Here is a 10,369-nt window from a genome sequence, read left to right on the forward strand (position 1 = left end):
ATTGATTCAGGGTTGCACCATCTCTCATATTACCTTTTAGATCTGGATTTTCTTCACGCCACTGTTTTGCTCTTTTGTTAAATAATGCGACATTGAGCATATCTGCTTCACTCGAGTATTTAAAAGATAATTGTTCATTAGTTAGGTCTTTTAAGAGATATTCTTTGATTGCATCTGTATGAATTTTATAATTAATCTTAGAAATTTCCCTATGAAGATTCCAAGTCAATGATAGCTTTGAGTTTTCATCTTCCTTCAATCTTTGATAATCTTTTATAATATATAATTCAAACTCTGCCGATATCCAGGAAGCAAATTTGAAGGCAATATCTTTATGTGCGAAAGTTCCTCCTCCTCTTCCAAGTTTTACAAATAGTCCTATAGCATTTGTTGTCTTCTGCCATTTTTGAGGAGATAATGTAAAAGCATTACTGCCTGCTTCTTTTAAATACCCCTCGAATTCGAGGGGTTTAAATTCTGGATTATTTAATTGCTCCCAAATTCCTAAATATTCTATAGTATTGTAATTTCTCATCCAGTTAGCTACAACTACATTTGGTTCTTCTTTATTTTTATATCTTGCTATATCTGTTAAGCTTATATAATCATTTTTAAAATCTTCGGTATATACTTGAATTGAAAATCCCTTAGCAGAAATTTGATCTTTCTTGATTTTCGACAATTTACTCCCTCCTTATGCTGGTGAACTCTTTACAATTTCAAATCCAAGGTTAGCTCCTGTTATGTTATACATGTAATCACCTGCTATATTTTCATTCTTGTTTATTAATCATTCTTACCTTTTATTATATCAAAATGAGTTGGTAAATTCAGTATTGTAGCTGTTTGTCTGTGCAAAAAAATAGAGCGAAAGTTTGATTTCTTTCGCTCTGATTTTAAAAATTAATTTGTTTTATAAAAAAATCGGACTTGAATTATCAAATCCGATTCGCGATTTTCTATTTATCTTTTTTATTCATTGTGCAACAGTCCAGCCTTTCTTCTCCGAAAGTATTTTTATTTTCGTTGCCCAATTTTTTCAAAAATTCTTCAAAATTTTTCTTTATTTTGTTAAAAAATTTCATTTAATCACTACCTTTTTAGTTTCAATGTCAACTTTTTTACATTTATATTATACATCTAATGAGTTTCATTTTCAAATTCTACAAAAATTTGACTTAATTAGAAGTTTAAATTATAATATTAGTAGTTACAGTTCATACGTTTTGTATTTGAACTTCTAATTTTATTTATGGAGGAAATCAATGAGCTTTGGTGCTAAATTAAAACAACTCAGAGAAGATAGAGGTCTTACGCAGACTGAACTTGCGGACAAGCTTGGCGTGACTTTGAAGACTATAAGCAACTACGAAACGAAGGGTACTCGTCCACGCACGCAAGATATGTACAAGAAAATCGCGGAGTTTTTCAATGTCGACATCAATTTTTTGTTGACTGTGGAGGATAATTTCGTGCTGGATTCTGCTAAGAAATTTGGATATTCTGGTAAGAAAGATGCGGAGAATTTGGTGGATAATCTGACTGGGCTTTTCGCTGGTGGTTCTCTTCCAGAAGAGGACAAGGACAAACTTTTCAACGCGATTGCTGAAGCCTACTACGAAGCCAAGTTGGAGAACAAAAAATACGGAAAAAGCAAGAATAAAAGGTAGTTTATGTACAATAGATGGATATACGATAAGGTAAATAATTTGGTTGAAAAATACCACACCAGAAATCCCGAGGAGCTTTTGGATTTGTTGGGGATTAAGCTTCATTATATCGATAGTCCGTCCAAACTTTTGGGTGTATATCAGGTAATTCTTCGCAACAGGGTTATTTTGATTGCGAATAACATCGGAAGTTTGAAGAAAATTGTTCTGGCTCACGAGATTGGCCACGACCAACTTCACAGAAAATACTGCATTGATGGTCACGCTTTTCACGAGAACAAGGTGTTCAATCCTACGGATGTTTTTGAGAATGAAGCGAATATTTTCGCGGCTCATCTTTTGATTTCGGATGAGGATTTGATCAAGACGATGCGCGAGTACACTGACGACAAGACTATGGCTTACAAGCTGAGTGTGGATATTAATTTGTTGAATTTGAAAATATCTGAGATGGTGAAGCTGAACAAGTTTCCTTCAGATATTTGCTATATTGAAAATCCAAAATCGACTTTTTTGGAAGATTACAGTCCGTTAGATGACGAGTAAGGAGGTTGTTATGGGACTTATAGATTACTCTTTAGAGCCAAAATCTGATATTGCTTTTGTGGATATCAAAAGTTTTTACGCAAGTGTTGAATGCGTCAAGAGAAATCTGAATCCCTTGACAACTTCTCTTTGCGTCATGAGTAATTCCGACAATGCGAGTGGATTAATTCTCGCAAGTTCTCCTACTTTTAAGAAAGTTTTCGGAAAGAAGAATGTCGGTAGGGCTTTTGATTTGCCTTTTCACGTCCGCGATAGGAAGTTTAACTTCCAATCAGCACTCAGACAGAATTTGCCTATCACTAATTCATATATCAATTACATCGAAACTTGGGCAAAAAACACCGTCATCGTTCCTCCTAGAATGGCTTTGTACATCGAAGAGAATTTGAAAATCCAGAAGATTTTCATGAATTACGCCTCCAAAGACGAGATTCTTCCCTATTCTATCGACGAGGGATTTATCGATTTGACGACTAGTTTGAATTATTTCATTCCCGATAAAACAATATCGCGCAAGGACAAATTGGATTTGATATCTTCTAGAATTCAAAACGAAATCAGAAACAAAACTGGTTTGTACTCTACAGTTGGAATGAGTAATTCCAATCCTCTGTTGGCAAAGCTTGCGCTGGACAATGAGGCGAAGAAAACTGTGAATATGAGGGCAAATTGGTCTTACGAAGATGTGGAGGAGAAAGTGTGGAGTATTCCCGATTTGACAGACTTTTGGGGAATCGGCGAAAGAACTAACCGAAGGCTGAATAAATTGTGTATTTTTTCGGTGAGAGACCTCGCAAATTCCAATCCCGATATTTTGAAAAGAGAATTCGGAATAATGGGCGTACAGTTGTGGTTTCACGCAAACGGCGTCGATGAATCCAAGGTCACACAGCCTTATAATGGAAAATCAAAAGGTCTCGGCAATTCCCAAGTTCTTCCAAGAGATTACTCCAAGAAAAGTGAAATCGAAATAGTTCTCAAAGAAATCGCAGAGCAAGTTGCTATAAGGATTAGAAGAATCAAAAAGAAAGCGACCGTGGTGTCGATCTACGTTGGATATTCCTTCAAGGAAAACAAAAGATCCATCCACGCACAAAAGACCATCTCTCCTTCCCAAACAACAGCTGAGCTAACGAAACATGTCATGGATTTGTTCCACAAGAAATATCAGGGAGGATCTGTCAGAAGACTTGGCGTTAGCTACGAAAATTTGGTGGATGAAGCGTGCATATCATTTTCACTTTTTGAAGACATTGAGAAAATAGAAAAACAGAAGAATTTGGAATCTGCAATCGACGAAATCAGAGACAAATACGGATTCACTTCCATTCAAAAAGCGACATCTCTCATGGAAGGATCGCGTGTAATCGAACGAAGCAAACTAATCGGCGGCCACTGCGGCGGAATGGACGGTACTTATGATTATTAGAAATTATCTCCCCTACAAATCAGCAAGGGAATATTGCGACAGAAAAATGGCAAAATGGATGGGATTTTTCCTGTCAGAACACACAACAGCACTACATTCGATGACTGAAAATGTAAGCGTACAATCATTGGGCGCAAGTAGTTTACTTTTGCTGATAAGCCAAGCTTTTTTGAATGATTTCACAGTCGAAATCTTCATCCACAACAACAAATCATACATCGGGACAATCTACGATTTTTTCGAAGACAAGATATATTTTGAAAGTGACAATCAAATGATAGAGATAAAATTCAGTGAGATTTTGAACATTAATTTGATGGAGTAGTTATGAACACATTACACAAAAACACATTTCAATTCGATTATTTTTCGGACAATTTCATAGCTTTTGAGAAGGACTTTTACAAATACGCAAACATCAACGTGCCTCTTACATTTCTTACAGACGACATTTTGGAACACATGGTGACTACGAAAAGTGATTATTTCAGAATAAATGCGAAAAACTGCAAAGATAATCGCGACCATTATTTTATCTTCAGGAAAAATTTCGTAAAAGAAAACAAATCCATAATTCTTTTTGAATACGTCGGTCACAAAACGCAATCGGAACTTAAAGATTTGTAGAAATTTTTATTTACTTGTGTTGTAAAGTTGCAGTCTTACTTTATAATTCCAAACGCAAAAACCCTCATGAACGAATATTTTTCGTACATAAGGGTTTTTAAGCTCAATTAATGCTTAGTTTTTTTAACTAAAGTCTTTCAAGAAGTGATTTCACAAATTCGTAAGTTCTTTGTGTAGATTCGATTGAAAGTCTTTCCTTTGGACTGTGAACGTCTTTCATAGTAGGTCCTATGGAGATCATTTCCATGTCTGGGAAAGTATCGATGAATACTGCTGGTTCCAATGCTGCATGGACTACTTCAACCTTCATTTCTTTTCCAAACAAATCTTTGTAAGTTTCAAGCGCCAAGTTTCTCAATTCAGAATCTTTTGCGAACGCCCATGGTTTGTAATAATCTTCCTTTTTAACTTCAAATCCGTATTTTTCATAAACTTTTGACACATCTTCAGTGTGTGCGTCGAAAGTTTCTGGATTTGAACTTCTAAGAGAAATAGTTACCTTCAACACATCATCATTTATTTCTAAAATCGCCAAGTTATTGGAACATTCAACGATATCTGGGTATTCTTTCATCATGCTGTACACTCCGTGAGGAACATCTTCTATGAAAGATAAGATATCGTCCTTGTCATTTTCATCCAAAACTTTTTCAGCGTGATCGCATTTTTCGATTTTAACTCTCATATCCTTATCCAATGGATATTTTGCAATCAAATCAGAAAAATCAATATTGTAATCATCTTCGTTAGAGCTGAACACAACCTTCGCATCTCTTGGAATAGCGTTGTGTTTTGTTCCACCTTCTATGCTAACAAGTGCTACAGGAGATTTTTCTTCGATTAATTTCAAAGCTTCACGTGCAAACTTGATGGAGTTACCTCTTTGTTGGTGAATTTCCATTCCTGAGTGACCACCAAGCATGTTGTTGATGTTCATCACGAATGTGTTTTTCATTTTATTGTCTACGTAATTTAGCTTTTTCGTACCAATTATATTGTGTCCGCCTGAACAACCAGACAACAAAATCCCTTCAACTTCGGCGTCAATATTCAAAAGTTTTCTACCTTTGATGTTTTCCCTCTTCAAAGCTCTTGCACCAACCATTGTAGTTTCTTCATTAGTAGTAACCAATAATTCAAGCGCTGGATGCTTAGCGTCCTTGTCTTCCATAATTGCAAGACCAATTGCACTTGCAATACCATCATCTGCACCCAAAGTAGTGCCTTCTGTTTTAACCCAATCACCGTCAACAACTAGTGGAATAGGATCTGTCAAAAAGTCGTGTTCAACTCCATCAGCTTTTTCTGTAACCATATCCATGTGCCCTTGAATTACAACTGAAGGATGATCCACATAATCAGGATGAGCTGGTTTTCTGATAATAATGTTGTTGCTTTCGTCTTGAATAGTTTCAAGTCCCAAATCTTTTCCAGTCTTGTACAAGAAATCACTCACTGCTTGTTCATTTCCAGATTCTCTAGGAATTTTAGTCAATTCTTCAAAATAATGAAACACTCTTTCCGGTTTTAAATTTTCTAACATATTTTCTCCTTTTTGTTCAAATTACTGTTCAAACAAACACATTCTTTGAGATTAACCCAAAGAATGTGTTCAAATTTCTAAATTAATGTAACAATATTCCCGAAAGAATACCGTAGTAGTTACCAATTACATAACCTAACGTACCTACCAGAAGTGCTGGAACGATAAGTTCTGTCCAACCTTTTGATACAGCCATTGCTGCTGCAGTAGTTGGTCCACCGACATTCGCATTTGATGCGATAATGATTTCTTCGATGTTGAATTTGAAAAGTTTTCCAAATATCAATGAAACTATTAAGTTGATTAGTACAACGATTAATGCGAATACTAATAACAATGGAGATTCTCTCAAAATTAGTCCTATTGATGCTGGAGCTCCGATAACTGCGAAGAACAAATAAATCAAGAAAGTACCAATTTCTTGGCTGCCTCTGATTGATGAAATTTGTTTAGGGAATACTGATGCAATTATCATAGTAAATGTAGTCATTAACAAATATTTATTTCCCAATAATCCGCCCAAAATTGCACTTACAGCGCCTTCGCCTTTGAACAAATCTCCAAATACAGTAGCTAATTTGTCAGAAATGGCTACGATAACAAATGATAATGCAACTGTGAAAGCAATGTCTTTAAGAGAGATTTCTTTTGCTCCCCAATATTTTGCAGCCATAGTTTTGTTAGCTTCCTTGTCAGATTCTGATTGTTCTTCCAATGCGTTTACAAGAGGCATCTTGTAATGTTTTTTGATAACAGCCATTGTTGGAAGAGCCATCAAAGTGAAGAAATATAAAGCCATAAGTAAGTTATCTGCAACTAATGCAGCTGATACAGTTGCTCCAGGAACCTTGTATTGTTGACTCATTGCAACGAAGTTTACTGAACCACCAGTATAAGTACCCACAAACATTGGAACGATATCGTTCAAAGCAGGAATTGCATTCTTCAAAGCAAAGTATGCGACAAATCCACCCAAAATTGTTCCAATACCACTTAATAAGTAAATAATTAAAACTCTTCCTGAATCTCTACCAATTTTTTTAATATCAGCGTTGAATAACAACATTGGTACAGCCAAAGGAACTACATAACCCCACACAGCATCGTAAACAGGTGCTTCTGTTGGAATAATTTTAAGGTTTGACAAAATTAAAGTAAAAGTCAAAGCCAAAATACATCCTGTAACCTTGCTTGCCCATGTATATTTTTGTTCCAAATATATTGCAAGAGCAGCACATGATGCCAACACAGCCCAAAGTATCCAAGTACTTTCGGCACTAATAAATGATCCCATAAGAATCCTCCTTCAAAATATTTTATTTAATTAAATTATAATACCAATAAATAAATTATGCAAGTGTTTTCTTGGAATTTATAAATAAAACCACAAGTAATTTACTTTCTTTTAAATCCACATTTTACCTATAATTTCCCGTTAAATTCAAATCATATTCGTGTTAAATATGAAAATGTTTTTGTTTGAACAAATAAAAAAAGGCATTAGATTAACTAACGCCCTCAAATCTATTTTTGAATCATCGTGTTAAGCACAATAATGTCCGTTTCCTTCATGCCTTCCTTGGCAACATAACCAATGCTTCTGATAGTTTCTTCGATATCGTCTTTTAACAAACCATCTCCAGCTTCGAAATTTCTATTATTTTTCGCCAAATAATATCCAGAAATTCCCGCATCGACAGCTGTGGCGATTTTTGCAGCACAAGATGCCTTCGCACCGTCACAAATCATTCCTGATGCAATCATCAAAGCATTGCCGATTGTTTTTTCAATCAAATCCAAATCCTTAGTTTCCATGTAGCAAATTCCAGCCCCAGCAGCAACTCCCGCAGAAGTAACTCCGCAAAACGCTGAAAGTCTACCGATAAATCTCTTTATGTGAAGTGCTACCAAGTTCGTAACCAAAAGCCCACGATACAAAGTTTCCCTGTCGTAATTTTTTTCATTCGCAAACACAACCAAAGGCATCGTGCAAGTTATACCTTGATTTCCACTTCCTGCGTTAATCACAACTGGAAGAGAACATCCACTCATACGCGCATCTGACCCTGCTGCAGCTCTTGCCTTAGCTTTCGTTCTGATAGAATCATCTTCCTCCATCAAAATCTTGCCCATTGCAACTCCCCATTTTCCTGTCAAACCTTCATCGGAAATATCAGAATTCAAAGTAATTTGTTTTTCCAACAAATCCTTAACCTCATCCAAGTCCACATTGTTTGCGTATTCGTAAATATCCTTCACAGAAAGTTCGTCGTAATTTTCGTATTCTGGTGTGTGAGTGTAGCAATTGTCAATATGTATTACTTCGTCGTTTTTAGTAACCTTAACGATATTTGTGTGTTTGTTTTTGATCTCAACATCCACAGTGTTTCCGTTGTCATCATCTGCTACGATTTCAATGTCCAGATTTTCCACTCCTTCTTTTAAACTGACAGTTATGATATCCTTCGCCATCAAATCCTTCGCAGCCTTTATGTCATCATCAGTAACCTTCGACAAAACCTCAAGACCAAGACAAGAATCTCCCGCAACAGTGCCAATAGCAGTCGCAGCTTCCACGCCCTTCATACCATTAGTGTTTGGAACAGTAACGCCCTTAACGTTTTTTATGATATTTCCTGAACACATAACCTCTATTTTAGATGGAATCACTCCCAAAACTTCCCTAGCCTTAGCCGCTGCCAACGCAATAGAAATCGGTTCAGTACATCCCAACGCCATAATTAATTCAGATTTTAATAATTCAGTGTAATTCTTCATTTGTACTCCTCAATAAAAAATAATTTTATAACAATTTCTTCCATACATTAACCATTATAACACCAGAAATACATCATTGTAAATGATTTCAAACTCCTACAAATACTCCAAAATAACCTTCCACTCTTTTTCCAAATCATCCAACCTGAACCTTGCATTTGCAGGTGATGTCGAAGGAAGCTTCGTAGACTCCACGCCCAAATTCTTAGCGTGATATCTCTCAAAACACTTAAAAGAAGCAGTCCCATTGCAAAAAACATGTTTAATATTTGCACAATCTACAATCTCCTTCAAATTAGAAGGCATCACATTTTTGATGCTAGAATCGCTTGATCCAATAATATCGCACTGATAAATCGAATCGTACACAGCAATATGATGCTCCAGCAAAAATTTCTTCCTATCCTCAATACTCACATCCAAATCCACATCAAAAAGTTTCTCCATCAACTTCCAAAATCTGTTTTGTGGATGGCCGTAGAAAAACCCGTACTCCCTCGTCTTCACCGATGGAAAAGAACCCAAAATCAAAATCTTGGAATTCTCATCGTAAAGAGGAGACAACGGATGAACAATCGTCTCGTAATTTCCCTTCATAAATCCCCCTTGTCACTCTAGATTATATCATAACAGTATTAAGGCGCCCCGTTTGTCGGGAGTTAGCCGTGAGCGTGGGAGTGCGTGGAGTGTGGATGTTGGTGTGGAGAATTTGTTGGGTTGTGGTGATTCGGCGTGACTAGGATGTGGTGCAGACGTAGGTGTGAGCGTGAGTGCAGATGTGGGCGTGGAGATGTTATTGGGTTGTGGGATGAAGTTAAGGAATTTCGGCACGTCGTGGGTATGGGTGTTTGTATGTAGTGGTATGGAGCTAGCATTGAAATAAAAGTAGATTACCAAGTTTGCTAAGAATATCATACGGAGAAAATAAGAATAAATTCAAGCGAATAAGTTCATCAGTGAAATAAAAATAGACAATCCGATACTGTTAGAATATCATACGGAAAAAATTACATCAAATTCAAGCGAAATAAATCGTTAAAAAATCGCACTGTTTGAGCGTCAGCGAGTTTGCGATTTTAGTTTCATGAGCGATGAATTTATCAATTTTTGTAGACAGATGAGCGGTTTACGAGTTTTTGCGTTTTCCTGTCCCTTTAATGTGTAGATGTCCTGCGATTATTCTTTTCAGTGAAATATTTTTGTATGCATTGAAATAGAAGTAGATTACCAGTTTTGCTAAGAATATCATACGGAGAAAATTTAGCTGATTTCAATCGAAAAAATCCGTCCAAAATTTGACCGCGTAAGCGAAGCGTGCTTCAAATTTTAGGATTTTGAGATTTAGAAATCACAAATTTTCGTAGTCTAGATATTCGTGCAAACTGGTTTTCTACTTTTCTCTTTCTCTGAAACTACTTCAGCAATTTTTGTAAGCCAGATGAATTTGCTACGACTTTTTGTGTTTATTGTCATGAAACTACCTGTTTCACCGCATTAAAAAAGAGGTGCCCTTGCACCCCTAGTTATCTACTCATAATAATATCGAATTTTTGTTTCAACTCTTGTGTTGATGCTGCGACATCTCCCGTCGAAAAAACCGCCGATGTCAATGACACAGAATCCACATTACAGTCGAAAATCATCCTAATATTGTTCTTGTTAATGCCACCAATCGCTGTGATTGGAATGTGAATCTTCTCGGAAATCTCCTTTAACGTGTCGATTGTAACCCTCACAAAATCATCTCCAGTGAACGTCGGAAAAATCGCCCCCACA

The 10,369-nt window shown here is 36.3% G+C and carries 12 protein-coding genes; 5 read left to right on the plus strand and 7 right to left on the minus strand.

The window, feature by feature from the left end; genetic code table 11:
* Both KHW44_RS03025 and KHW44_RS03030 read right to left on the minus strand, forming a co-directional pair.
* On the minus strand, positions 1-682 hold a 682-nt coding region (locus KHW44_RS03025), incomplete at its 3' end, for a KilA-N domain-containing protein (RefSeq protein WP_304065830.1).
* Positions 683-959: 277 nt separating this feature from the next.
* A complete protein-coding gene (locus tag KHW44_RS03030; protein ID WP_304065833.1) occupies positions 960-1,085 on the minus strand; it encodes an LDCC motif putative metal-binding protein in 126 nt (41 codons plus the stop codon).
* Between the two features lie 180 nt (positions 1,086-1,265).
* On the opposite strand from KHW44_RS03030, the gene KHW44_RS03035 reads away from it, so the two are divergent.
* Genes KHW44_RS03035 through KHW44_RS03060 form a run of 5 tightly spaced genes read left to right on the plus strand, consistent with a single transcriptional unit; the run spans position 1,266 to position 4,272 of the window.
* Positions 1,266-1,670 (plus strand): helix-turn-helix transcriptional regulator, encoded by a 405-nt coding sequence (locus KHW44_RS03035; RefSeq protein ID WP_304065837.1) that lies wholly within the window; start codon positions 1,266-1,268, stop codon positions 1,668-1,670.
* 3 nt (positions 1,671-1,673) lie between these two features.
* Positions 1,674-2,216, plus strand: coding sequence for an ImmA/IrrE family metallo-endopeptidase (locus KHW44_RS03040; RefSeq protein WP_304065840.1), 543 nt, complete (start codon positions 1,674-1,676; stop codon positions 2,214-2,216).
* A gap of 10 nt (positions 2,217-2,226) precedes the next feature.
* Positions 2,227-3,645, plus strand: a complete 1,419-nt coding sequence (locus tag KHW44_RS10095; protein WP_369680512.1) for a Y-family DNA polymerase — start codon at positions 2,227-2,229, stop codon at positions 3,643-3,645.
* On the plus strand, positions 3,635-3,970 hold the full coding sequence (locus KHW44_RS03055) for a hypothetical protein (RefSeq protein WP_304065843.1): 336 nt from the start codon (positions 3,635-3,637) through the stop codon (positions 3,968-3,970). The genes KHW44_RS10095 and KHW44_RS03055 overlap by 11 nt, the downstream gene beginning before the upstream one ends.
* A gap of 2 nt (positions 3,971-3,972) precedes the next feature.
* Positions 3,973-4,272, plus strand: coding sequence for a DUF5960 family protein (locus KHW44_RS03060; RefSeq protein WP_304065846.1), 300 nt, complete (start codon positions 3,973-3,975; stop codon positions 4,270-4,272).
* Positions 4,273-4,399: 127 nt separating this feature from the next.
* Here KHW44_RS03060 and pepD read toward each other — a convergent pair whose 3' ends face one another.
* From pepD to KHW44_RS03085, 5 genes are all read right to left on the minus strand, one after another.
* Complete coding sequence (gene pepD, locus KHW44_RS03065; protein WP_304065849.1) at positions 4,400-5,815, minus strand: beta-Ala-His dipeptidase; 1,416 nt, start codon at positions 5,813-5,815, stop codon at positions 4,400-4,402.
* Between the two features lie 82 nt (positions 5,816-5,897).
* On the minus strand, positions 5,898-7,109 hold the full coding sequence (locus tag KHW44_RS03070) for a DUF819 domain-containing protein (protein ID WP_094208027.1): 1,212 nt from the start codon (positions 7,107-7,109) through the stop codon (positions 5,898-5,900).
* A gap of 230 nt (positions 7,110-7,339) precedes the next feature.
* Positions 7,340-8,593: a serine dehydratase subunit alpha family protein gene (locus KHW44_RS03075; protein WP_094208026.1), complete on the minus strand. Its 1,254-nt coding sequence runs from the start codon at positions 8,591-8,593 to the stop codon at positions 7,340-7,342.
* A gap of 96 nt (positions 8,594-8,689) precedes the next feature.
* A complete protein-coding gene (locus KHW44_RS03080; protein WP_094208025.1) occupies positions 8,690-9,190 on the minus strand; it encodes a DNA-deoxyinosine glycosylase in 501 nt (166 codons plus the stop codon).
* Between the two features lie 926 nt (positions 9,191-10,116).
* On the minus strand, positions 10,117-10,369 hold a 253-nt coding region (locus KHW44_RS03085; RefSeq protein WP_304065856.1), incomplete at its 5' end, for a thiamine phosphate synthase.

It is taken from the genome of Finegoldia magna, from assembly GCF_018371055.1.
GTDB classification, from domain to species: Bacteria; Bacillota; Clostridia; order Tissierellales; family Peptoniphilaceae; genus Finegoldia; species Finegoldia magna_I.